The following is a 23424-nucleotide window of genomic DNA, read 5'->3' as shown; positions in this document are numbered from 1 at the left end:
GTTGAATGTAAGTCGAAAATATGATGACCGTCAACAGACTGACGAACGTCAATCCTCGGGAGCGACCATGTCCAGCTTGGCCGCGGACAGGTCGGCCGAACGCTGCCAGCGCCCGGACAGCCCGCGGAACACCGACTCCGCGCGGGCCGCGGGCCAGTCCGCCGGAAGGTATTCGGCGGGCAGGTGCGGATCCCTGCGAACGAGTTCCAGCCATTCGGTGTGCAACAGCAACTGCTGGGCCAAGGCATCCCCGTCGGGGCCGGGCGGATCCGTACGGTCCCAGCGCTCAAGGAAGCCCCGATAACGACCACCGATCGCGGGCACGTCGAATGCCTGCTCCAGCACCTCGCGCACCTGCGTCGGAGGCAGCACGCTCGCCCGGAACACCCGCAGATGGGACTCCAGCCCGAGGCCCTCCACGGCCTGCGCGACGTCGACCGGCCCGGGCGCCGCCCACAGGCCGTTCTGCAGCGGCCCGAACCCGGCCCAGATCAGCCGCGAGCGCAGGTCATGACGTTCGCTGCGCCAGGAGTCGGGCAGCGAGAATCCGACGAGGGTCCACTGGCCGTCCCAGTCGGCGTTGACCACCCCGGTGCTCCAGATCCGGTCGCGCCCGTCCGCCAGCACGCCCTCAGCGTGCCCGGTCAGGCCGAAGTAGGTCTTCCGTCCCCGCTGGTGCCGCTCAAGCAGGCCACGCCGCACCATCCGGTTGAGCGTGGAACGCGTCGCGCCCTCGCCGACGCCCAGCCGCCCGAGCACCTCGATCACGCTGCCCGAGGAGACCGCGCGGCCCCGCCCGAGCAGGTGGATGCCGCAGAACGACAGCAGCAGGGACTGCGTGCGCGGCTCGGGCTCTTCGGCGCTGGTCACCCCCACAGCGTAGAGCCCACAGCCCCACCGAACGGCACCCGAGACACCTAATTGTGCATTCTCTTGACCGTAGTCAGAATTTCGACGTACATTCGCCGAACTTCATTCCCCGCCCCTGGGAGACGACCGTGACGCGCCGACGCACGCTCACCGCCCTGATCGCCAGTTCAGCCACCCTCGCCGCCGCAGCGCCGAACGGCCTGGCCTCCGCCTCTTCGCCCGTCACCCACCACACCGGAACGCTGGCCGACGGCGCCACCTGGGTCGCCGACGTCCCGGCCCGCTGGAACGGCACACTCGTCCTGTTCAGCCACGGCTACGGCCCGCTCGTGGCTCAGGACGCCCCGAGCAAGGGCAGCGCCACCGCCCTTCTCGACCAGGGATACGCGCTCGCCGGGTCCTCCTACGACCCGCACGGCTCGATGTGGGCACTGAACTCCGCCGTCGCCGACCAGTTCGGCACGCTCAAGGCGTTCGGCGAGCAGGCCGGGAGGCCGCGCCGCACGATCGCCACCGGCCAGTCGATGGGAGGCCTGGTCAACAGCCTCATCGCCCAGCAGGGCAAAGGCAGGATCGCCGGTGCCGCCACGTTCTGCGGCATCGTGGCCGGTGGCGTCGACCTGAACAACTACCAGCTCAACGCCGAGTACGCCCTCACCACCCTGCTGCCACAGGCCGCACAGGTGAAAATCCGCGATTTCGCCTCAGAGGCCGAGGGCGCGGCGTCCGGTCTGGCGCTCACCAAGGCCGTCTCCGACGCGCAGTCCACCTCTGCGGGCCGTGCCCGGATCGCGCTCGCCGGCGCCCTGCTCAACCAGACCGACTGGGCCACCGGCACCGCCCCGCCCGCCCCACGCGACTACGCCGGCCAGGAGGAACAACAAGCCCGCATCCTCACCTCAGGACAGCTGGTCTTCATCGAGTCCGGGCGCGCCTCCATCGCCAAGGCCGCCGGTGGCGACAGCGGCGCCAACATCGGCGTCGACTACGGCCGCCTGATCCGCAGCTCTCCCCGCCGCAAGCAGATCGCGTTTCTCTACCGCCAGGCCGGACTCGACCTCCGCACCGACCTCTCGGCCCTGAACCTCGGCCGCCGCTACGCCTCCGAGGGCGACTCCCTGAGCGCCATGCGCCGCACCTCCACCAACACCGGCCGCCTGCCCGTCCCAGAGCTCACCGTTCACACGATCTCCGACCAGCTGGTGCCGGTCGAGCAGGAGAACGCCTACGCCGCCCGGGTCAAGGCCGCGGGCGACTCCGCCATGCTCCGCCAGGCCTACGTCGCGGCCATCGGCCACTGCGCCTTCACCGACGCCGAGTACGTCGCGGCCATCAACACCGTCGGCAAGCGCGTCTCCACCGGACGCTGGAGCGACACGGCCTCCCCCCACAGCCTCAACGCCGCCGCAAACGCCCTCAACCTCGGCGGCGGCCGCTTCGTCGCCCACCACCCGTCCGCCCTGGTAGTGCAACGATGATTCGTTCAACTCCTGTGTCAGCTTCTCGGGATCGAAGCCCCAAGCTTGCGGCTACGTCTCTCACTGGCTGTGAGGTTTCGTGCCGCGTCTTGGCCCCCATCCGATAGGACAGGGGCCGGGACGGATGACTGCCGCCCCGCGTCCCACGCAACAGTGCCTTTGGCTGCGATGTTGCGGGAAGCATTCCGGTCTGCGTGCGCAACGACGCCGCAGCCCCGGCAGATGAACAGGCCCTGGTCGACACGGTTCCGCTTGTCGGTGTGGCCGCAGTCAGCGCACATCTGCGAGGTGTAGGCCGGGTTTACGTACACGACCGGCACTCCGGCAAGGCGTGCCTTGTAGACGATGAACTCCCCGAGCTGGTGGAAGGACCAGGAATGGAGGGTGACCCGTTGGGGCTTGCGGAGCCGTACCCGTCCGAGAATCCCCGTGAGGTCTTCCAGGGAGATCCCTTGGCCGGTGCGTTCAGCCTCGGTCACGATCGTCTTGGATATGCAGTGGTTCAGGTCTTTGGCGCGGCGGGCCTCCTGGCGACGCCGCTTCTTCAGCAGCCGCTTGGCCGCCTTGGTTCCCTTCTTCTGGAGCTTGGTGCGCAGGTACTGCTGGCGGCGGCGGTGACGATTGAGGTGCCGACCGGCCGCCCGATAGCCGGTGGAGGTGGTGGCGACGTTCTCGACTCCCAGGTCGACCCCGATGAAGCCAAGTGGAACGTCGTTCAGCGTCCCCTCGGGAACCTCACAAGTCGCGTGCAGGTACCAGGCTCCGTCACGAAATAGCAGGTCGGCCTCTCCCTTGCGGCAACTGGAAAGGGTCCTGGCCTGCTCGGGCGAGCACACGAACGGAACGCCCTTCAGCCGACCCTGCCGGGTCGTGATCGCGACCGAGCGGCCGTCAATGTCCCACCCCATGTTGCGGCAGTCATAGGGCTGTGCCGCGTCCGGCCTGAAGACGATCGGCTTGGAGGCGGCCTTGCGCCGCCGCTTGGACTGGTCCCCGCCCAGATTCCCGGCCCGGATATTGCCCCGCAGCGCGGTGTAGGCGTCCACGACCTTCTTGATCAGCTGCTGGGCCGCCGCAGACTTGATCCTTCGCTCCTCTCTAAGGCGGGCGTACACGAGCTTGCGAAGCGCTCCCTCGCGGACCTTAAGCCCGAAATGCTCGAACGCGACCGCCGACACCCAGGTCGCTGCGTCGTTGCACCCGCGCAGCTCATCACGCAGGGCCTCGCTCACCTTGGGCGAGGTCACCAGTTTCACGGCCACCACCAGTTTCACACCCGCTACCCTATGCAACCCGCCGAGCCGCGAACGATTGACGGTTCTCGGAGGAGGCCTGTCTCTGGAGGGGTGCGGTTCCCACACGAACGCTAATATTTCGCGGCGGGAGAGATCTCCCATCGGGGACGTGAGGGGTCGGCGGAGTGCGGGAGCGCGGAGCGACGGTGCGGCGGAGGCCGCGTGGCGGCCGAGTCCTGCCCATCGCCGTCGGGAGCGCCGTGCTGGCCACGCTGCTCGGCGACGGTGCCCTCCTGGTCGTACGGCACACCAAGGAGGACGGGCCGGCCAAGGCCGATCCCCGCAACCTCGTCTCGGTCAGCAAGCCGGGCGATCAGCCCGCGCCCGCCGCCCCGGCCGTGGCGCCGCTCACCCGGACGCTCACCCCGCACCTGCTCATCGCGGGCCGGGGCCCGCTCCCGCCCGCGACGGTCGAACGGGCCCGGCGGCTGAAGAGCGTGGCCGGGCTGGCGGTCGTGGACGCGGCGCAGGCGCAGGTCGGCGGGCGGCGCGTGGGGCTCCTCGGGGTCGATCCCTCGACGTTCCGCACGTTCGCGCCCAAGCAGTCGGCCGAGTCGGATCCGCTGTGGCAGATCGTGGCCACCGGCGGCATGGCCGTCTCCTACAGCCTGATCCAGGACGGCTCGCTCCCCCTCGGCGGCGTCGTGCCAGCAGGGCGCAGCGACCGGCCCGGGCAGATGCGCGTCTCCGCGTACGCCTCGCTGGGCATCAAGGACGTCGACGCCGTCGTCTCGCGCGCGCAGGCCAGGTCGCTCGGCATGCCCGACGGTAACGCCCTGGTCATCAGCGCCCGCAAGACCGACGCCAAGAAGCTGTCCAAGCAACTGAAGAAGATCCTGCCGCGCGGCACCAGGATCGCCCTGCTCGGCCAGACCAACCCCGTCACGCCGGCGGGCACCCGCCAGCAGCCGCAGGTCAGTGGACGTCCTGACGGCGTGCACGGCAACCGCACCCCGCTCACCGGCAACCTGATGACGCCGACGATGCGCGCCGTGGTGATGGAGATCGACGGCGCGTTCGGCCCGTTCCCCACCATCGGCTGCTACCGCAGCGGCGGCGACGCGCAGGACCACGGCGACGGCCGCGCCTGCGACTTCATGGAGAGCGTCGGCGGCCGGATGCCGAGCGCGGGCGCGCAGCGGCACGGCGACCAGGTGGCGCAGTACGCCATCAGCAACGCCAAGCGGCTGGGGATCTCCTACGTGATCTGGAAGCAGCACATCTGGAACATCAGGTTCCCCGGGTGGCGGCCGATGGAGGACCGGGGCAGCATCACCCAGAACCACTACGACCACGTGCACATCTCAGTGCTGCGTTAGGGCCGGGCGAGCTCGCACCAGACCGCCTTGCCCGTCGGGGTACGGCGCACGCCCCAGCGGCGCGACAGCCGTCCCACCACGTGCAGGCCGCGGCCCGCCTCGGCGAAGTCGTCCACGCCGCCCTCCGCGCGCCGGATGCGCGGGCGCCCGTCGGACCCGTCGAAGACCTCGCAGACCAGATGGTCGTCGCGGATGAGCCGCAGCGTGACCCGGCCGCCCGCGTGCTGGATAGCGTTGGTGACCAGCTCGGACACCAGCAGCTCAGCCGAGTCCGACAGCTCCTCGAGCTTCCACTCCTGCAGCCGGTGGCGTACCAGCCCGCGCGCCCTGCGCACGGCCGCGTGCGAGTGCGGCAGCTCCCAGGTGACGTGGTCGTCGGCCGGGATGCGCCGCAGCCGCGCGACGAGCATGGCGATGTCGTCGCGGTGCTGGTCGTCGAAGACGCCGTCGAGCGCCTCCTGGCAGAGCTCCTCCAGCTGCCGTTCGGGCGCGTCGTGCCCGAAGGTGTCCCGCAGCCGCGTCAGGCCGTCGTCGATGTGCCGCGTACGGTTCTCCACCAGCCCGTCGGTGTAGAGGAACAGCAGGGTGCCGTCCTCGATCGTGATCTCGCGGCTGACGATCGGGCCCTGCCCCACGCCGAGCGGCGGGGCTGGCGGCACGTCCAGGAACGAGGCCTCGGCGCCCGGCGGCGCGATCAGCGGCGGCAGATGCCCGGCGCTGGCGGCCTCGCAGCGGCCGCTCACCGCGTCGTAGACCACGTACGCGCACGTCGCGAAGTGCGGCTCGCGCTCGCCCAGGCTGCCCATCAGCAGGTCGAGCCGTTCCAGCGCCTCCGCCGGCGGCAGGTCCAGCCCCGCCAGCGTGTGGATCGCGGTGCGCAGCCGCCCCATCGTGACCGCCGCCCGGACGCCGTGTCCCGCGACGTCGCCCACGACCAGCGCGACCCGGGCCCCGGGCAGCGCGATCGCCTCGTACCAGTCGCCCCCGACCTCGATCAGCCGGCTGCCCGGCAGATACCGGTGATGCACCTCGACCGTCGGCGGCGCCGACAGCCCGGTCGGCAGCAGGCTCCGCTGCAGCGTCAGCGCGGTCGCCCGCTCCCGCCCGTACCGCCGCGCGCTGTCGATGAAGATCGCGGCACGCGAGGCGAACTCCATGCCGATCTCGATGTCGTACCGGTCGAACGGCCGGTGCCCGACGTTCCGTGTGCAGATGAAGAACCCGACCGGCACCCCGTCCACCACGATCGGCAGCAGCAGCATCGACGCGCCCGTGAGCATCTCGCTGATCACCGGCCGGTGCCACACCGCCGCCAGCGCCTCCGCGCGCTCCGCGTCGACCTGCACCAGCACCGCCTCGCCGGTCTCCAGGCACTGCGCGTACGGCGTCCCCTCCGGGTAGACCAGCACCTCTTCCGGCGGGAACGCGGCGTCCCACGGATGCTCGGCGCTGTCGAACGCCGTCGCCATCCGCCGCATCGGCTGCGGCCCCCTGGCGAACCGTTCATCGGCGTCCACCAGGCTCTCCAGCAACGCGAGCGCGCCCGAGTTGGCGAAGTGCGGCACCACGATGTCCATGAGCCCGCGCGCGAGCTGGTCGAGGTCCAGCGACGCACCCACCCGCGGCAGCGAGTCGTCCAGCAGAGCCCGCCGCGTCACCGCCGGATCCAGGAACCGATCCGCCAGCGGCACCGGCACCCGTATGACGGCCAGCGCCGCCAGATCAGGGTCGCCGCCGCTCATCGGGTGCACGGTCACGACCGCGTCGAAGATCCTGCCGTCCGCCACCTCGATCGCGAGCATGGCGCTCGTCTCGCGCCCGTTCCCGATGGCGGCCAGCAGCCGCTCCAGCTCGCCCTCACGACCGCCGACGATCACATCGCCGAACGAGGCGCCGCACAGGTCGTCCGGATTCACCCCGAGAAGTGCCGCGGCGTTCCGGTCGAACTGGAGTATTTTCCCCGACGAATCCATGCCGACAATCAGAATTCGGGTGGACGACTCCATCGCTCGATTATGGGATATTTCACGCCGTGATGCGGCAGATACCGTCGATAAAAAGAGTGACCAGCGTGGCCCACGACATCGCGGCCGCCGATGGCGCCTTAGTGGGGGTAGCGGGCGGCCAGATAGTCGGACCAGGTGCGCTTGGCCGTGGGGTGGCCGGGGGCCAGGTGACGGCCCTCGCGGAAGGCTCGGCCTACGGAGCCGGGGAGGTGGAGAGAGATGAGGGTTCGGCGGCGGCCGGTGGCCTTGAGGTAGGCGCGGGCGATCTCGTTGAACGTGAGGACCTCGGGGCCGCCCATGTCGGGGACTCGGCCTGCGGGCTCGGCCAAGGCCAGTTCGGCCATGTGGGCTGCTACCTCGTCGACGTCCAGGGGCTGATCTGAGGTCTTGGAGAGGATCGGCATGACGAGGGGGGACTTGGCCAGGAGGCCTAGGACCATGTCCAGAAGCTCGAAGAACTGGGTCGTGCGCAGGATCGTGTGGGGCAGGCCGGAGTCGGCGATCAGGCGCTCTACGGCGTACTTGGTCTTGTAGTAGCCGTAGGGATGGTCGTCCACGCCGACGATGGAGATGTAGACGATGTGAGGCTTGTTCTTGGCGGCCTCAAGGAGGTTCTTGGTCGCGGGGAGGTCGGCCTTGGGGCGGCGCCAGTCGCTGGCGCAGTGCACGATCGTGTCGGCGCCCTTCAAGGCTTCTAGGCCGTCGCCGGTGCGCAGGTCGCCCTGGTGCCAGGTGACGCCGTCGGCCGCCGGTCTGGGTTGGCGGCTGAGGGCGTGGACGTCCGCGCCCGCGTCGACCAGCAAGGGGACTAGGGAGCTGCCCAGGTTGCCGCTTGCTCCGGTCACAAGAATCATGTCGTCACTCCTTTTCTCGCCAGAGGTGACCAGATGGCGAGGTGGGATGTGACAGCCGCTGGAGCTTGTCGGGGTTGAGGACGTTCCAGAGGCCCTGGATGCGGCCGTTGGAGGCTTCGAAGGCGGCGACGATCGCGGGTTCGCCGTGCAGTCTGCCGACGATGGCGGGGCGGCCGTTGATCTCCTCGAAGTCCAGGTCCATGGCCTCGACCTGGGCGACGACGCCGAGGACGAAGCGGGCGACGCGGTTGCGGCCGAGGATCGGGCGGCGGGCGGCGGTGACCTTGCCGCCGCCGTCGGACCAGGCGATGACATCCTCGGCGAGAAGTGCCTCCAGGCCGGAGACGTCGCCCTCGGACGCGGCGGCGACGAAGCGTTCGACGAGCTTGCGCAGGTCGGTGGGGTCGGGGTCGAAGCGGGGGCTCGCGTCGCCGAGGTGCTTGCGGGCGCGGCTGTGCAGTTGCCGGCTCGCGGCCTCGGTCACGTCGATGATGTCGGCGATCTCGCGGTGCGGGTAGGCGAACGCCTCGCGGAGCACGAAGACGGCGCGTTCGGCGGGGGTGAGGTTCTCCATGAGCGACAGGAGGGCCAGAGAGACGGTCTCGCGCTGCTCGGCGGTCTCCATCGGGCCGAACGCGGCGTCGGCGGTCGAGACGGGCTCGGGCAGCCACGTTCCGGCGTAGGACTCGCGGCGGACGCGAGCCGAGTTCAGCCGGTTGATGCAGAGGTTGGTGACAACCTTGGTCAGCCAGGCGGCGGGCGCCTCGATCCCCTCGGCCTGGCTCCAGCGCAGGTAGGCGTCCTGCACGGCGTCCTCGGCCTCGTGGACTTCACCCAGCATGCGGTACGCCAGGCCCATCATCAGGGGCCGCCACTGTTCGAACGCCTCAACGTTCATGCGCGCCCGAAGACCTGCGGCGGCGGAACGGGGGCCTCGACGTCCTCGCCGTCGTGCAGCGGTCTGGCCCCCGAGCAGAACGCGGTGAGGTCGGTGCCCTCCAGCAGGCGCGCCTGGACGATGCCGCCCGCGGCCCGGCGCGTCAGCTCTGCGACCGGCAGCGGCTCGCGGGAGGCGGCCACGATGAGGTTGCCGAACCGGCGCCCACGCAGGACGGCGGGCTCGGCCAGCACGATGACGTGCCGGAACACCGAGCGGACCGTCGCCGCCACGCGCCGCGCGAACGGCAGCCGGAACCCGTCCGCGACGTTGATCAGGTAGACGCCGCCGGGGCGCAGCACCCGCGCGATGTCGTAGGTGAACTCCTGGGTGGCGAGCTCGACCGGCATCGAGGCCTCGGCGAACGCGTCCAGCACCGCCAGGTCGTCGGCCTCGTCGTCGATCCCGGCGATGCCGTTCCGCCCGTCCACGATCCGGATCTTCAGACCGGGCACGCCCTTGACCGGGAGCTGCTCGCGGACCATCTGCACCAGCGGGCCGTCGGGCTCCAGCACGACCTGCCGGGACCCCGGCCGGGTCGCGGCGATGTAGCGCGGCAGCGTGCAGGCGGCGCCGCCGATGTGCACGGCGTCGAACGCCTCGCCCTCCAGCCCCAGGCAGTCGACGACGTCGCCCATCAGCCGCATGTACTCGAAGTCGAGGTAGGTCGGGTCGGACAGATCCACGTACGACTGGGGAACGCCGCCCACGCACAGGACCCAGCCGCCGTCGCGGTCGGCGTCGCGCAAGAGCTCCGCCTCGCCGCCGGCGATCTCGTACCGGTCCGCCCGCGGGCCTCCGCCGCTCCTGCTGCCCTTGCGCGCCATGCCTCAACTCTACGGAGGCCCCCGCAGCGGCCGTACGTGGGTGCTCACCCGGGTTTGACCACCCCTCGCCAGGCTCTGTGATCCTTCTCCCCCGATGAACGTTTAGACCACCTCATATCGGTCATGCATGACTCATGCATGACGAACGCCTCGCCAACCTGCTGGGCGCGCTCTCGCTGACGGTCCGCGACCTGATGCTGGGCGACGTCCTGCGGGCGACCGGAACGAGCGCCAGCGGCGCCGCGGCCATCAAGGTCGCGGCGACCGAGCCCGGCCTGTCGGTGACCGAGCTGGGGCGGCGGATCGGCCTGAGCCAGCCTGCGGCGGCGCGCATGATCGACGCGCTGGAGGCCCGCGGGCTGGCCGAACGCCGCCCGGCCGCGTCCCGATCGGTCGCCGTTCACCTGACCGACCAGGGCCGGCAGGCCGCCGAGCAGATCCGCCTGGCGCGCATCCAGGCCCTGCTCCCGCTCTCGGACTCCCTGGACGAGAACGAACGCGCCGTCCTCGCAGGCCTCTTCGACAAGCTGCTCGACGCCGCCTACGACCGGCTGCCCGACAGCGAACTGCTGTGCCGGCTGTGCGACGGGCCCGCGTGCCTCTCCGGAGGCAACACCTGCCCCGTCAGCGACGCCCGCAACGCCCGGGAGGCCGGCGACACCAGGGAGGCGACCGATGAACGGTGAGCTGATGGCACTGTCCGCGGCCGCCTGCTACGGCATCACGCACTTCGTCTGCGGCCTGCTCGCCCGCCGCGTCCCCGGGCTGACCGTCTCCCTGTACGCGCAGCTGGGTGGGACCGCCGTCTCGATCCTGGCCGCTCTCGCCCTCCCGTTCGGCACCCCCACGCCGGCCGATCTCGGCTGGGGCGTCCTGTCCGGCCTCGGTACGGGCCTGGCCGTCGCGTTCCTCTACCGGGCGATGAGCTCCGGAGCGATCAGCGTGGTCGTGCCGGTCAGCGATGTCGGCGCAGTGGTCATCCCGGTGCTGGTGGCGCTGCTGCTCCTGGGTGAACGCCCGCCGCCGGGCGGGATCGTGGGCTTCTGCGTCGCGCTGCCCGCGCTCTGGCTGGTCTCCCAGTCCGGTGGCCGCGAACGCGGGAACGCGGCGCCGGGCCTGCGCGACGCCCTCATCGCCGGAGTCGGCTTCGCGATCACGTTCCTGGCGCTGAAGCCGATCCCCCTGGACGCAGGGCTGTGGCCCATCGTGGCGAGCCGCGTGGCCTCGGTCGCGATGATCCTGCCGCTGGTCGCCACGATGGGCGCACCGCTCAAGGCGCCCCTCCGCCCGGGTCTGGCGGCAGCGGCCGTGGGCATCGTCGGCACCGCCGCGACCGTCCTGTACTGGATGGCCGTTCACCACCAGCTCGCGGCCGTCGCGACCGTCCTGGCGGCCCTCTACCCGGCCGTCCCCGTCGTCCTGGCGCTGGTCTTCCTGCGCGAACGCCTCAACCGCAAGCAGGTCCTCGGGCTGTGCGGCGCGGGCGCCGCGATAGCCCTCATCGCCCTCCCGTGAGCACCTCGACCGACGCGAAGTGGCAGGCGCTCGGATGCGCGGAGCCGTCCCGCTCGATCAGGGCGGGCTCCTCCTCGGCACAGATGTCCTCGGCCTTCCAGCAGCGGGTGCGGAAGCGGCAGCCCGACGGCGGGTCGATCGGCGAGGGCGGCTCGCCCTCCAGCTCGATCCGCGCGACCGGCGCCTCCGGGTCCGGAACGGGCACCGCCGACAACAAGGCCTGGGTGTACGGGTGCGTCGGCTGCTCGTAGATCTGCGCCTCGTCGCCGGTCTCCACGACCTTGCCGAGGTACATCACCGCGATGCGGTCGGAGATGTGCCGTACGGCCGCCAGGTCGTGCGCGATGAAGACGTACGCCAGGCCGAGCTCGCTCTGCAGCTCGCCCAGCAGGTTCATCACCTGCGCCTGAACGGACACGTCCAGCGCCGATACCGGCTCGTCGCACACGATGACGTCGGGCTTCAGCGCCAGCGCTCGCGCGATGCCGACGCGCTGCCGCTGTCCCCCCGAGAACTGGTGCGGGTAGCGGCTGACGTGGTCGGGGTCGAGGCCGACGAGCTCCAGCAGTTCCTGCACACGGGCACGTCGCTGCCCCTTGGGCGCGGCGTCCGGGTGGATCGCGAACGGCTCGCCGACGATGTCGCCGACCGTCATCCGCGGGTTGAGCGAGGAGTACGGGTCCTGGAGCACCATCTGGATGCGGCGCCGCAGGGCGCGCAGTTCGCGGCGCGGCAGCGAGTAGATGTCGCGGCCGTCGAAGCGGACCGTGCCCGAGGTGGGGCGTTCGGCGGCCAGCAGCAGCTTGGCCAGGGTCGACTTGCCGCAGCCGGACTCGCCGACGACACCGAGGGTCTCGCCGCGCCGCAGCTCCAGGTCGACGCCGTCGACCGCCTTGACGCGGCCCACCTCGCGCTTGAAGAGGATCCCCTGGGTGACCGGGTAGTGCTTCGCCAGGCCCTCGACCTGGAGGATCGGACCGTCACTCTGTTCCGGCACCGTAGACCTCCTCGGCGAAGTGGCAGGCGGCCCGGTGGCCGGATTCGCCCACCGGGGTCAGGGTCGGGCGTTCGTCGGTGCAGATCGCCTGGGCGCGGGGGCAGCGCGGCGCGAACGGGCAGCCGGGCGGCAGCGACGCCGGGTTGGGCGGCGTTCCCTTGATCGGTACGAGCTGCTCGCCCTTGCGGTCCAGGCGCGGCACCGAGGCCAGCAGGCCGGCGGTGTAGGGGTGGGCGGGCCGGGCGTACAGCTCCTTGGCGGACGCCTCCTCGGCGACCGAGCCCGCGTACATCACCACGATCCGGTCGGCGACGCCGGCGACGACGCCGAGGTCGTGGGTGATGAGGATGAGGCCCATCCGGTACTCGTCCTGCAGGTCCGCCAGCAGCCGCATGATCTGCGCCTGGACGGTCACGTCGAGCGCGGTGGTCGGCTCGTCGGCGATCAGCACGTCCGGCTCCAGCGCCAGCGCCATCGCGATCATGATGCGCTGCCGCATGCCGCCGGAGAACTGGTGCGGGTAATCGCCCAGCCGCGTCGCGGCCGACGGGATGCGCACCCGCTCCATCAGCTCGATCGTCTTGGCCTTGGCCTCCTTGCGCTTCATGCCGCGGTGGACCTGGAACATCTCGCTGATCTGGTCGCCCACGGTGAAGACCGGGTTCAGCGCGCTCAGCGCGTCCTGGAAGATCATCGCGATGTGGTCGCCGCGGAACGAGCGGCGCCGCCGTTCGGGCAGGTCGAGCAGCTCCTGGCCGCGCAGCCGCACCGAGCCGCCGGTCACGCGCGCGGGCGGGGTGTCGAGGATGCCCATCACCGCCTGCGCGGCGACGCTCTTGCCCGACCCCGACTCGCCGAGGATCGCCAGCGTCTCCCCCTCGGCGAGGCTGTAGGACAGGCCGTTCACCGCCCGCACGTCCTGGTCCCGCACCCGGAACTGGACGCTCAGGTCCTCGACCGCCAGCAGGGGCTCGTTCTGGTCCGTGCTCACCGGAGTCTGGTCCATGCTCACCGGAGTTTCGGGTCGAGGGCGTCGCGGACGGCGTCGCCCAGCATCAGGAAGCTGAGCACCGTCGTCGTCAGGAACACCGCGGGGAAGATCAGCAGGTGCGGGTGGTCGACGAAGTAGGTCTGCGCCATGTTCAGCTGCAGGCCCCACGACACCTGCGGGTACTGCAGGCCCACCCCGAGGAAGTCCAGCGTCGCCTCGCTGGAGATCACGTTGCCGACGTTCAGCGTGGCCACCACGATCACCGGCGCGATGGCGTTCGGCAGGATGTGCCGCGTCATGATGCGCAGATCGGACGCGCCCAGCAGCCGCGCCGCCTGGACGTAGTCGGCGTCCCTGGCCACGATCACCTGACCGCGCATGATGCGCAGCATGATCGTCCAGCCGAGCAGGACCAGGACCAGCGTCATCGCGTTCATCCCGTGGTCGGGGAAGGCGACCAGGATGACGGTGGCGCCCAGCACGAACGGCAGCCCGAAGAACACGTCGGTGATCCGGGCGATCACGGTGTCCAGCACGCCGCCGTAGTAGCCCGCGAGCATCCCGAAGACCACCGCGATCAGCATCGTGAAGATCGTGACCGACAGGCCGATCACCATCGTCGGCCGCGCGCCGTGCACGACGTGCGCGTAGTAGTCGCAGCCCGTGGTGTCGGTGCCGAAGCGGTGCCCAGGCCCGGGCCCGAGCTTGGCGTAGTTGGCGTTGCAGCCCTCGTTCTTGCCCTTGTCGGTGAACAGGCTCGGGAACGCGGCCATCAGCGTCACCAGCGTCAGCACCGCGGCCGACAGCCAGAAGACCACGCGCCGCCGCAGTTCGCGCCAGGCGTCGCTCCACAGCGACGCCGAGCGTCCCTCGACCAGCCCGCCGGCCTCGGCGACGGCGGACCCCTCGGCCCCGGCCTCACTCATAGCGGATCCTCGGGTCGAGCACGCCGTACAGCAGGTCGACGATCAGGTTGACCAGCAGGAAGATCAGCACCAGCACGGTGACCGCGCCGACCACCACCGGGCCCTCCTTCAGCTGGATGGACTGGAACACCTGCCCGCCGACGCCCGGCAGGTTGAAGATGCCCTCGGTGACGACGGCGCCGCCCATCAGCGTGCCGAAGTCGATGCCAAGGTAGGTCACGACGGGGATGAGCGAGTTGCGCAGCGTGTGGCGCCCGACCACGCGCACCCGTTTGAGGCCCTTGGCCCTGGCCGTGCGCACGTAGTCGGCCCGCAGGTTCTCCACCAGGCTGGTGCGGGTCAGCCGGGCCACGTACGACAGGCCCAGCGACCCGAGCACCATGCCCGGCAGGATGTAGCTCAGCGGCCAGCCGTCGTCGGTCCCGGCGGACGGGAAGATCGGCCACTTCACGCCGAGCAGGATCTGCGCGGTGTAGCCGAGCACGAACACCGGCACGGCGATCGCCAGCGTGGTCCCGCCGAGCACCAGCGTGTCGGCGAACTTGCCGCGCCGCAGGCCCGCCCACACGCCGAGCGCGATCCCGACGGTCAGCTCGAAGATCCAGGCGGTCGCGGCGAGTTGGAAGGTCACCGACCAGCGCCCGCTGAGCATGTCGGAGACCTTCTGCCCGTCGTAGTTCTCGCCGAGGTCCCCGTGCAGCAGGCCCCAGATGTACTTGCCGTACTGCACGAGGAACGGGTCGTCGAGGTTGTACCGGGCGTGCAGGGTGCGCACCACCGACTCCGGCAGCGGCTTGTCACCGGCCAGAGCGGCGATCGGGTCCCCCGGCAGCAGGAACACCATCGCGTAGATGAACAGCGTCGTGCCGAGGAAGACCGGCACGAACTGCAGGAGACGACGGACTGTGTAACGCCACATGATCGCTTACTTGACCGTCACTTCGTTCGCGATGAGACCGGTGGCCCAGGCGGTGATGGTCACGTTGGAGACGCGCTTGGAACGGCCGCCCTGGCCGGTCCAGGTCCACAGCGGAATCATCGGCATGTCCTGGGTCGCGATGTCCTCGGCCTTGTTGTAGTACTGCAGCGCGGTCGCCTGGTCAGAGGCGGTGTTGGCCTTCAGGATGGCGGCGTCGAAGTCCTTGTTCTTCCACGTCATCTTGTTGCCGACGCCCCACATGCCCTCGAGGTAGTTCTGGGGGCTCGGGTAGTCGGCCTCCCAGTTCTGCCGGTACGGGCCCTTCTCCTCGTGCTTGCTCAGCATCCCGAAGTAGTCCGAGGCCGGGGTCTGGCGGAAGGCGATCTGGTCGTCGGTGAGGCCCAGGTTCTGCTTGAGCGAGTTCGCGACGATCTGCATCCACTGCTGGTAGGTGGGCTGGGCGTTGGAGAAGTAGAGCTCCAGCTTGCCCTTGAAGCCGCCGGCCTTGGTGAACAGCTCCTTGGCCTTGGCCGGGTTGTAGGTGCACAGCTCGCCGCAGGCGTTCGCACGGTGCCCGGTGATGATCGGGGGCAGCAGCGAGTCGGCGGGCGTGTAGTCGCCGTTGTAGACCGCCTTGTTGATCGCCTGCCGGTCGATCGACATCGAGATGGCCTTGCGCAGGTCCGGGTTCTGGAAGCGCTTGTCCCACAGCGGGAAGCCCAGGTAGTCGATCGTCCCCATCTTGCGGGGCATGAAGCGGTCGCCGAGCAGCCGCTTGGCCTCGGGAACGCTGGCCGCGGGGATCGTCTGGAGCACGTCCAGGCGCCCGGCGCGCAGGTCGGTGTAGGCGGTCTGCGCGCTGGAGTAGCTCTTCCAGGTGTAGCCCTTGTTCTTGGGCTTGCGGGGGCCCGTGTAGGTGGGCGAGGGCACCAGCTTGATCTGCTTGTTGCGCTCCCACTTCCCGTCGACCATGTACGGGCCGTTGCCGATCGGCTTGTCGTCGAACGAGGCGGGGACCTTGCCGTCGGGGCCGAACGCGGCCTTCGGCAGCGGCGCGAACGCCGGGTAGGTCAGCAGGTACGGGAACTGGTTGAACTTGTCGGTCAGCGTGACTTCGAGCGTGGTGTCGTCGACGACCTTCAGCCCGCTCAGCTTGCCGGTCTTCGGCGCGGCCTTCTCGTCCTCGGGGTTGAGCTCGTCATACCCCTTGATCTTGGAGAAGTACTCGTTGGCCTCGTAGGCGTTGGCGCCGAGCGCGGCGTTGTTCCACGAGTCGGCGTAGCTCTGCGCGGTGACCGGCTCCCCGTTGGAGAACTTCTGGCCGGGCTTGAGCTTGATCGTCCAGACCTTCTGGTCCGTGCTGTCCACCGACTGCGCGGCCAGGTTGTAGGTCTTGCCCTCGACGGTGAGGCCGACGAGGTTGTCGTACAGCCCGCTCAGCACGTCGAAGGAGTAACTGCTGGTGGTGTTGCCCGGCGTCAGGTGGTCGGGCTCTGAGTGCCCGGCCGTGAAGGTCCCGTCGCTCGACTTCCCGCCACCTCCGCCACAGGCGGCCATCGCCGCTCCCAAGACCGCCACCACGGCGACCGACACGGCGCTCTTACGCAGGCCTAGTCCGGACATGATTCTCCCTTGCACGACCCCTGTTGAGGGAAGCGTGGTACCGCCGACCCCTCGCGCGGTACGCCTCTAAAGGATTCGTCACAAGATCGATACCATGACCACCTCGGGGATCTTCATTGACTAAGGTCAGAACGAGGGCGAAACGCAGGGGTCCTTCGAAACCGACGAAGTCGGCCGGGGGGCGTGGGGGGTCGCCCCCCTCGGGAAGTTCCGAAAGGCGCGCGGAAGGCGGGGCAGGGGTGACCGAACCGCAGGTACAGGAGCGGACGGCGGCCGATGAGGTCGCGGGAATCTGCTCCGACCTCATCCGGATCGACACCACCAACGAGGGTGAAGGCGTCGGCCGGGGCGAACGCGCGGCCGCCGAGCACGTCGCCGAACTCCTCGACGAGGTCGGCGTGCGGCCTCAGGTCGTGGAGTCGGCTCCGGGCCGTACCAGCGTCCTCGCCCGCATCGCCGGCACCGACCCGGACGCGCCCGCCTTCCTCGTTCATGGTCATCTTGACGTGGTGCCCGCCGACCCGGCCGAATGGAGCGTTCCCCCGTTCTCCGGCGAGGTCAGGGACGGCTGCGTGTGGGGTCGCGGCGCGGTCGACATGAAGGGCACCGTGGCGATGACCCTCGCGGTCGTGCGCCAGCGCATGCGCGAGGCGCGCAGGACCCGGGGCGATCTGGTCCTGGCGTTCCTGGCCGACGAGGAGTGCACCGGCGACTACGGCTCGCGCTTCGTGGTCCGCGAGCACCCCGAGGTCTTCACCGGGGTCAGCGAGGCGATCAGCGAGTCCGGCGGCTTCAGCGTCGTCGCCCAGGACGCCCACGGCGAGGACAAGCGGATCTATCCGATCGCGACCGGCGAGCGCGGCACGACCTGGATGAAGCTGTCGGTCCAGGGCACGGCGGGGCACGGCTCCAAGCCCGCGCCCGACAACGCGGTCGCCGAGCTCGCCCACGCGATCTCGCGGCTGGCCGCCTACGAGTGGCCGGTACGGCTGACCCCGGGCGTGCTGGCGCTGCTGGACGGCCTGGCGGACGCACTCGGCACCACCATCGACCACGACCGCCTCGACGAGGAGGCGCGGCGGCTCGGCCGCGTCGGCACCCTGTTCGCGGGCACCGTCCGCAACTCGGCCAACCCGACCCGGCTGGACGCAGGCTACAAGGTCAACGTCATCCCGGGCACGGCGACGGCGCAGGTGGACGGCCGCTACCTGCCGGGCACCGGGGAGGAGTTCCTCGCCACGGTGGACCGGCTGCTCGGCCCGAAGGTCACCCGGGAGTTCATCAACTACGAGAAGGCGCCCTCGGCCGACCCGGCGGGCGCGACGTTCGCCGCGCTCGCCGCGTCACTGCGCGCCGAGGACCCGGCCGCCCACCCGGTGCCGTACGTCATGGCGGGCGGCACCGACGGCAAGTCCTTCAACCGGATCGGCATCAAGAGCTTCGGCTTCGCGCCGCTGCTCCTCGGCCCCGAGCTGGACTACTTCGGCATGTTCCACGGCGTGGACGAGCGGGTTCCCGTGGAGGGACTGCGCTTCGGCACCCGCGTCCTGGACCGTTTCCTCGGCACGCGCTGAGTTCCGGCGGCTACTCCGCGACCGCCGTACGCTCGTACCACCTGAAGACGGGCAGCCTGCCCTCCGGGGTGTCGTGGTGACGCCCGGTCACCTTGAAGTGCTCGAAGCCGCCCCGGAAGGGCAGCTTCAGCTCGACACCGGGAGGAGTGATCCCGACGACCCGCTCCGGCAGATCCGCCGGGCCGCCTTCCAGGAATGCCTTCAAACTGGTGTCCATTCCCGGATGGAAACACAGCGGGACGCGTCAGCCAATCTCCCCGGGGGAGGTATCCCCGGTACCCGCCAGGCCGAGCCGCTCCAGGAGCTCCTCGAAGACCGCCTCCAGGTGCGGGGCCGAACGCGCCGCGAGCAGGTCGGCGATCGGCCCGGCCTCGACCTCGCGGCCGGCCGCCGTCGCCCACTGGACGGCCCGTCCGGCGACGTCGCCGGCGCACGAGGCGCGGGTGAGGCGGGTCCACCAGTAGCCGTACGGGCCGCTGAAACCCTCGACCGCGGCGCCGTCCTCGCCCACGGTGAACGAGGCCAGCAGCACGGGCTCGAAGGTCTCGGCGGCGACCTCGATCAGCAGCGAGATCGAGTCGCCCAGACCGGCGTCGGGTCCGAGCGAGCAGACCTGCCAGTTGTCGGCGCGCGGGCGGTTGCCCGTCACGCACTGCCGGTGCTGTTTCAGAGAATGGAGCTCGGGAAGCGGCCGGTCGTCTCTGCCGACGATGAGATAGCCCGAGAAGCCCATCCGCATCCTTCCGTCCCTTCCGGCGGCTCTCCTTTCTTAGGTCAGCGCTCCGGATCGTCGAATGCGTCACAGACGCTGTTAATGGCGGTGCGCGGCGTCGGCGTGACGCGGGTCGGCGGGGTGCTCGAAGCCGGGCATCAGCCGTACGAGGGCCGCGTGCCGGCGCGCCAGCCAGAGCGCGAACGCCCGGTCCGCGGCCTCCCGGCGCAGCCGCTGCGCCTCGCCCGGCGTCCCGGCGCGGTCGGGGTTGCGTTCGAAGTACGCGCGGATCTCCTCGTCCGGCACCTCGACGCCCGCCGTCACGTGCCGCCGCACCTCGCGTGCGAGCGGCGAGCGGGCGAGGACGGCCGCGGCGACCCCGCCCATCCGCATCGCCGCCGGGAGCGTGAGCGTCTCCCCCGCACCGCCACCGTCCACTCTCAGCCCGAGAGCAGCCGCCTCGGCCTCGATGACGGCCTCGTGGGTCATGACCTGGACGACCCAGCGGCGCAGGTTGCGCCCGTCGGCAGTCTCGGAACGCGGCAGCCGGGCGGCGAGCGGCCCGGTCCGCAGCGCGGCGACCCGGGCCTCCACCTCCTCTTCGAGGATGGCCCGCTCCCCCACGTAGGCGGCCGCGTTCACGCGGTCACCTCGACGCCGATGGCCTCGGTGTAGTGCAGGCTCCCGGCGGCGGCCAGCTTGACGACCGCCCACCAGCGGCCGGGCCGCGTCCCGGGCGGAACCTCCACCGGGAAGGTCAGCCGCGCCTCGCTTCCCGCCGGGACGTCGAGGCCCGCGTTCCAGACCGGGAACAGCTCGAACGTCTGCCAGGGGCTGATCAGCTGCGCCTGGAGGCCGATCGGCGTTCGGACCGCCGACGCGACCGACACCACGACCGACCCGGTCTCGCCGGGCGCGAGCCGCACGTCCTGCGTCTCCAACGTGACCGTCAGCTCCCGCTCCGGAGGCTTGTCACCGACGACCAAGCGCGCCACGTCCTCGAAGGTCTGCCCGTCGTGGATGATCCTCGCCCGCAGCCAGTAGACGCCCGGCTGAGCGTCCTCGGGCGGCACGGCGCGGATCGGGTGCTCGAGGTGGCCGCCGGGCGGCAGCTCGTACGGCACGCCGCCGGGTTCGACCGTCCAGCCGGGCGGCCCGATCAGCTTGACCTCGCCGTCGACCTCCACCTCGGTCAGGTCGGAGGCCACGGTCACGGCCGAATCGGTCAGATGGACCGCGACGGGCAGGTTGCCGATCGGGGCCGGGCCGGTGTTGTTCAGCCAGTAGCGCGTGTAGACGGGCTGCCAGGGCTCGCGGCCCGTCCCCGGATCGATGGCGGTGCGCAGCCGCGCCCGGACCGTCGCGATCTCCATGCCGTCCACGCGTGCGGCGACCGTCTCGGCCAACCGCGTCGTCACGGTGACGTCCGCCGCCGAACCGGTCACCTCGTGCAGGCGGACGTCGAGTGCCTCGACCGGCCCGGGGACCTCGCCACGCGCGAGCGGCTCGCCACTCGGCTTCAGCGTGGCCAGCACGATCTGCTCCGCGGGCTCGACGGTCAGGAACGAGTGACTGTCGGTCCTGTCCCGTCCGCCCGCGGCCACCACCGCACGCAGCGGATGGTTGACGTCGTGGGCCGCGTGAACGGTCGAGCGCGCCCGCCAGTCCCCCGGCCCTGCCAGCAGGCTGTATTCGAACGAGTGGGTCCAGTGCTGCTGCTGGAAGTTCGACCCGTCCGGCACCGTACGGCGCGGTGGATCGATCCACACTCCGGAGGGCCAGCCGGTGCACGACCGCATCAGCGACAGGTGCAGCGCGCCGCCGCTGTCCACCGCGAACCCGGGAACGCCCTTGTTGACCAGCGCGACCGTGTAGTCGTCCAGCGACGGATCGGTCAGTTCGCTCAGTGACGGATCCTGTGCGACCTCGACGGTGGCGTCGTGGAGATCGTTCACCAGGTCCTCCACGGCGCCAGGCCCGGCGATGACCAGCACGGGCAGCGCTCGCGCGGGGGTGAGGTCGGCGCTGGGCACCCAGACCTTCGCCAGGGCCTGGCCGGCGGGAACCCACACCCGAGCCCGGCCCCGCGCCGCGAGCTGGGCCTTCAGCTCGGCGGCGTGGTCGGGCGTGAGGACCTCGGCGACGAACGGGTTCTGCTCGGGCGTGCCGATCGCGATCCGCACGTCGGGCAGGTTGGAGTCGAAGGCGAGGCTGCCGTAGCGCGCGCCCGGAGCGGCCGAGCAGGTGCTGGTCACCCCGGCGCGGACGAGCGCCAATGCCAGGTCACGCGCCCCGTCCTCGTCGCCCTCCGTCGTGATGACCTCCGCGACGCCGATCGCCCGCACGCCGCCCCCGGCGAGGCGGACGCGGGCCGTGGACGACAGCCCGAACCAGGTGTGCGCCGGGTTGTCCAGGGTCCACGGATGGTCCTTGGAGTCGACGTCGATGAGCCCGAAGCCGCGCCCGATCACCGCGCCCGCGACCTCGCTCACCGGCAGCGCGCCGGGAACGCGGACCGGCCAGCGCAGCCGGACGAGCTGGTCCTCGCCCTCGAACTCGTCGATGTGCGTGACGCCGTCGACCCGGTCCAGGCCATACCAGAGCGTCAAAGTCTGGGTGTAGCGGACCGGGCCGACCTCACCGGTCACGGTGATCCGCTCGCCCAGCGACGAGGTCTCGACGGCGACCGAGGCGGCGGGCGCCTCGGCGCTGCCCTTCTGGGGCCCGGACGGCGTCAGGTGCCACGGCCCCTCGTGCATCCGCGGGTGATCCGGATACTCCTTGTAGACGACCAGCTCGTTGCCGACCCTGCCCTCGTGCAGGAGCTCGCGTCCATCGACCTTGATGCTGGACACGCAGCCGCCGCGCGCCGGGTCCACCTCGATCGCGTGCGTCTCGTTCGAGATCCGCGTCCCGGCGGCGGGCCGCCACCCGTCGGCGTCCCCCACCACCGTCTCAGGGCGGAACACCCGGTAGCCCAGCGCGGGCACGTCCTCGGCCAGGAAGGCGCCGCCGTCGACGCGCACCAGATCGGTGCGCGGCCACGACGAGGGGTTGAAGACCACCACGCCGTCATGGCCCGCGGACAGCGTGCGCAGCGAGGCGTCCAGCACGTCGCGTCCGATGTCGTGCGCCTCCCGCCAGCCCGTCAGCAGGTCCAGGTAGACCTGGTCGGACTCCGAGCCGGTGATCGCGTCGTGGTGCGCGCCGTAGGCGAGCTGCCGCCAGGCCTTGTCGAACGCGGCGTACGGATAGGGCACGCCCGTCGTCGCGGCCGCGAACGTCGCGAACTTCTCCGCGTCGACCAGCAGCGTCTCGGCCGCGCGCTGCGCCTGCTTGGTGTCGATGAACGAGACGTCCTTGCCGGTGTAGACCGGGTTCATGTCGCGGGTCTGCGGCGTCGGCGACCGCCCGTCGGCCTCCAGACCGGCCCGTACGGCGGCGAAGAACTCGCTCGGCAGCGCGCAGACGAAGCGCGGCCACACATAGCGCGCGTTCCAGTCCCGCTGGATCTCGGTGACCCAGCGGTTGGGCGGGGTGTAGTCGGTGCCGACGGGCAGCAGCACGTTCCGCGTCGAGGCGACCCCGCGCATCAGCCGGAACAGTTCGAAGACCGCCTTCTCGGCGTCCTCCAGCGAGGTGGCCTGGTCCATCCACCACCCGGCGCTGTAGTGGGCGGGCATGTAGTGGGTGAGGACGCCCTTGCCGCCGGGCGCCAGCCATTCGAACTCGGCCGGGAACTGCATCCTGGCGCGGGGATCGGCCCAGGCCTGGCCGCCTTCGCGTGCGGTCAGCATCGGACCCCACTGGTGGAACGGTCCGCGTGCCCAGGACGAAGAGGTCAGCCCAGCGTCCGCCGCCAGCGCCGGGAACTGCGGGTCGTGCCCGAACACGTCCAGCTGCCAGGCCGTCGCCGGGTCGCCGCCCATGATGCGGCGCTGGAAGCCCGTTCCGTAGACCAGGTTGCGGATCGTCGACTCGGCGGAGGTGAGGTTGGTGTTGGGCTCGTTGTAGGTGCCTCCCATCAGCTCCATGCGCCCCTCGGCCATGAGCCGGCGCAGGTAGGCGCGGTCGCCCGGGCAGGCGTCCCAGTACGGCTTGAGGTAGTCGACCTCGGCCAGCACGAACTTGTAGTCGGGGTCGCGGCGTGCGGCCTCCATGTGCAGCCGCATCAACTCGAAGCCCGGCTGCTGGAAGTCGCTGCGGTTGCGCTGGGCGGCGTCCCCGGCGTCGTCCCAGGTGGTGGTGTAGGCGGCCTGGGTGTTCCACCACACCGGGTCGTAGTGGAAGTGCGGGACCATCCAGACCGTCCAGCCCGGCTCGGCCACGGTCAGCTCGGCGACGGTCTCGCGGTCGCCCGAGGTGACGACGATGGGAACGACGGTGCCCGGCGGCGCCTCGCAGCGCACGCCGACCTCGGGGCCCGTCCCCTCGCCGTGCACGCCCTCGCCGGTGATGCGGACGAACGACGTCGAGGACACCCGCACGACCTGCAGGGGGTCCTCGACGCCGCCGATGAACACGTCAGTGGGCTCTACGTCCACGCACACCTCTCATCCGATGTCACCGTCCAGATCATTC

At 70.7% G+C, this 23424-nt stretch carries 20 protein-coding genes; 5 read left to right on the top strand and 15 right to left on the bottom strand.

What is annotated here, in order from left to right; genetic code table 11:
• Positions 1–48 precede the first annotated feature (48 nt).
• A complete protein-coding gene (locus tag J4573_RS36695; protein ID WP_307797187.1) occupies positions 49–870 on the bottom strand; it encodes a PaaX family transcriptional regulator in 822 nt (273 codons plus the stop codon).
• 128 nt (positions 871–998) lie between these two features.
• On the opposite strand from J4573_RS36695, the gene J4573_RS36690 reads away from it, so the two are divergent.
• On the top strand, positions 999–2348 hold the full coding sequence (locus J4573_RS36690; RefSeq protein WP_208260705.1) for an alpha/beta fold hydrolase: 1350 nt from the start codon (positions 999–1001) through the stop codon (positions 2346–2348).
• Between the two features lie 17 nt (positions 2349–2365).
• Here J4573_RS36690 and J4573_RS36685 read toward each other — a convergent pair whose 3' ends face one another.
• Positions 2366–3622, bottom strand: a complete 1257-nt coding sequence (locus J4573_RS36685; protein ID WP_307797186.1) for an RNA-guided endonuclease InsQ/TnpB family protein — start codon at positions 3620–3622, stop codon at positions 2366–2368.
• 167 nt (positions 3623–3789) lie between these two features.
• Here J4573_RS36685 and J4573_RS36680 point away from each other — a divergent pair, with 167 nt between their 5' ends.
• Positions 3790–4962, top strand: a complete 1173-nt coding sequence (locus tag J4573_RS36680; RefSeq protein WP_208260704.1) for a VldE C-terminal domain-containing protein — start codon at positions 3790–3792, stop codon at positions 4960–4962.
• Here the strand turns inward: J4573_RS36680 and J4573_RS36675 are convergent.
• From J4573_RS36675 to J4573_RS36660, 4 genes are all read right to left on the bottom strand, one after another.
• Positions 4959–6968 (bottom strand): ATP-binding SpoIIE family protein phosphatase, encoded by a 2010-nt coding sequence (locus J4573_RS36675; protein WP_208260703.1) that lies wholly within the window; start codon positions 6966–6968, stop codon positions 4959–4961. The two genes, J4573_RS36680 and J4573_RS36675, sit on opposite strands and share 4 nt — an antisense overlap.
• Before the next feature lie 98 nt (positions 6969–7066).
• On the bottom strand, positions 7067–7822 hold the full coding sequence (locus J4573_RS36670; RefSeq protein WP_208260702.1) for an SDR family oxidoreductase: 756 nt from the start codon (positions 7820–7822) through the stop codon (positions 7067–7069).
• A gap of 4 nt (positions 7823–7826) precedes the next feature.
• A complete protein-coding gene (locus J4573_RS36665) occupies positions 7827–8720 on the bottom strand; it encodes an RNA polymerase sigma-70 factor (RefSeq protein WP_208260701.1) in 894 nt (297 codons plus the stop codon).
• Entirely contained in the window at positions 8717–9586 is an 870-nt protein-coding gene (locus J4573_RS36660; protein ID WP_208260700.1) for a spermidine synthase, read from the bottom strand. Before J4573_RS36660 ends, J4573_RS36665 begins: the two co-directional genes overlap by 4 nt.
• Before the next feature lie 134 nt (positions 9587–9720).
• On the opposite strand from J4573_RS36660, the gene J4573_RS36655 reads away from it, so the two are divergent.
• The gene (locus J4573_RS36655; protein WP_208260699.1) at positions 9721–10272 is read left to right on the top strand and encodes a MarR family winged helix-turn-helix transcriptional regulator; all 552 of its coding nucleotides are present in this window, start codon (positions 9721–9723) and stop codon (positions 10270–10272) included.
• Positions 10262–11101, top strand: coding sequence for an EamA family transporter (locus J4573_RS36650; RefSeq protein ID WP_208260698.1), 840 nt, complete (start codon positions 10262–10264; stop codon positions 11099–11101). Before J4573_RS36655 ends, J4573_RS36650 begins: the two co-directional genes overlap by 11 nt.
• On the opposite strand, the gene J4573_RS36645 is transcribed toward J4573_RS36650, so the two are convergent.
• The 5 genes from J4573_RS36645 to J4573_RS36625 are packed head-to-tail and all read right to left on the bottom strand — an operon-like array spanning position 11085 to position 16557.
• Positions 11085–12098, bottom strand: coding sequence for an ABC transporter ATP-binding protein (locus tag J4573_RS36645; protein ID WP_208260697.1), 1014 nt, complete (start codon positions 12096–12098; stop codon positions 11085–11087). The genes J4573_RS36650 and J4573_RS36645 overlap by 17 nt on opposite strands.
• Positions 12082–13104: an ABC transporter ATP-binding protein gene (locus J4573_RS36640; protein WP_208260696.1), complete on the bottom strand. Its 1023-nt coding sequence runs from the start codon at positions 13102–13104 to the stop codon at positions 12082–12084. The genes J4573_RS36645 and J4573_RS36640 overlap by 17 nt, the downstream gene beginning before the upstream one ends.
• 2 nt (positions 13105–13106) lie before the next feature.
• Entirely contained in the window at positions 13107–14015 is a 909-nt protein-coding gene (locus J4573_RS36635; RefSeq protein WP_208260695.1) for an ABC transporter permease, read from the bottom strand.
• Positions 14008–14934: an ABC transporter permease gene (locus tag J4573_RS36630; RefSeq protein WP_208260694.1), complete on the bottom strand. Its 927-nt coding sequence runs from the start codon at positions 14932–14934 to the stop codon at positions 14008–14010. The genes J4573_RS36635 and J4573_RS36630 overlap by 8 nt, the downstream gene beginning before the upstream one ends.
• A gap of 6 nt (positions 14935–14940) precedes the next feature.
• Positions 14941–16557, bottom strand: coding sequence for a peptide ABC transporter substrate-binding protein (locus J4573_RS36625; RefSeq protein ID WP_208260693.1), 1617 nt, complete (start codon positions 16555–16557; stop codon positions 14941–14943).
• A 239-nt stretch (positions 16558–16796) separates the two neighbouring features.
• Here J4573_RS36625 and J4573_RS36620 point away from each other — a divergent pair, with 239 nt between their 5' ends.
• Complete coding sequence (locus J4573_RS36620) at positions 16797–18131, top strand: M20/M25/M40 family metallo-hydrolase (protein ID WP_208260692.1); 1335 nt, start codon at positions 16797–16799, stop codon at positions 18129–18131.
• Positions 18132–18141: 10 nt separating this feature from the next.
• Here J4573_RS36620 and J4573_RS36615 read toward each other — a convergent pair whose 3' ends face one another.
• The 4 genes from J4573_RS36615 to J4573_RS36600 all read right to left on the bottom strand — a co-directional run bounded on the left by J4573_RS36615 (position 18142) and on the right by J4573_RS36600 (position 23387).
• Positions 18142–18348 carry a DUF5988 family protein gene (locus J4573_RS36615; RefSeq protein WP_208260691.1) on the bottom strand — a complete coding sequence of 69 codons (207 nt, stop codon included), beginning with the start codon at positions 18346–18348 and terminating at the stop codon, positions 18142–18144.
• A 27-nt stretch (positions 18349–18375) separates the two neighbouring features.
• A complete protein-coding gene (locus tag J4573_RS36610; protein ID WP_208260690.1) occupies positions 18376–18870 on the bottom strand; it encodes a hypothetical protein in 495 nt (164 codons plus the stop codon).
• Positions 18871–18942: 72 nt separating this feature from the next.
• Entirely contained in the window at positions 18943–19485 is a 543-nt protein-coding gene (locus J4573_RS36605) for a DUF7158 domain-containing protein (RefSeq protein WP_208260689.1), read from the bottom strand.
• Positions 19482–23387, bottom strand: coding sequence for a glycoside hydrolase family 38 N-terminal domain-containing protein (locus J4573_RS36600; protein WP_208260688.1), 3906 nt, complete (start codon positions 23385–23387; stop codon positions 19482–19484). The genes J4573_RS36605 and J4573_RS36600 overlap by 4 nt, the downstream gene beginning before the upstream one ends.
• Between the last annotated feature and the right edge of the window lie 37 nt (positions 23388–23424).

This window comes from Actinomadura barringtoniae, from assembly GCF_017573505.1.
Lineage (GTDB): Bacteria > Actinomycetota > Actinomycetes > Streptosporangiales > Streptosporangiaceae > Spirillospora > Spirillospora barringtoniae.
Note: the sequence above shows the minus strand (reverse complement) of the source record. Positions and strands in the feature narration are given on the sequence as shown.

Bases quoted from the DNA above. Each gene is read 5' to 3' on its own strand.
- J4573_RS36670 (WP_208260702.1), bottom strand. From the start codon at position 7,822: ATGATTCTTGTGACCGGAGCAAGCGGCAACCTGGGCAGCTCCCTAGTC.
- J4573_RS36660 (WP_208260700.1), bottom strand. From the start codon at position 9,586: ATGGCGCGCAAGGGCAGCAGGAGCGGCGGAGGCCCGCGGGCGGACCGG.
- J4573_RS36635 (WP_208260695.1), bottom strand. From the start codon at position 14,015: ATGAGTGAGGCCGGGGCCGAGGGGTCCGCCGTCGCCGAGGCCGGCGGG.
- J4573_RS36675 (WP_208260703.1), bottom strand. From the start codon at position 6,968: ATGGAGTCGTCCACCCGAATTCTGATTGTCGGCATGGATTCGTCGGGG.
- J4573_RS36625 (WP_208260693.1), bottom strand. From the start codon at position 16,557: ATGTCCGGACTAGGCCTGCGTAAGAGCGCCGTGTCGGTCGCCGTGGTG.
- J4573_RS36650 (WP_208260698.1), top strand. From the start codon at position 10,262: ATGAACGGTGAGCTGATGGCACTGTCCGCGGCCGCCTGCTACGGCATC.
- J4573_RS36665 (WP_208260701.1), bottom strand. From the start codon at position 8,720: ATGAACGTTGAGGCGTTCGAACAGTGGCGGCCCCTGATGATGGGCCTG.
- J4573_RS36655 (WP_208260699.1), top strand. From the start codon at position 9,721: ATGCATGACGAACGCCTCGCCAACCTGCTGGGCGCGCTCTCGCTGACG.
- J4573_RS36615 (WP_208260691.1), bottom strand. From the start codon at position 18,348: ATGGACACCAGTTTGAAGGCATTCCTGGAAGGCGGCCCGGCGGATCTG.
- J4573_RS36610 (WP_208260690.1), bottom strand. From the start codon at position 18,870: ATGCGGATGGGCTTCTCGGGCTATCTCATCGTCGGCAGAGACGACCGG.
- J4573_RS36640 (WP_208260696.1), bottom strand. From the start codon at position 13,104: ATGGACCAGACTCCGGTGAGCACGGACCAGAACGAGCCCCTGCTGGCG.
- J4573_RS36630 (WP_208260694.1), bottom strand. From the start codon at position 14,934: ATGTGGCGTTACACAGTCCGTCGTCTCCTGCAGTTCGTGCCGGTCTTC.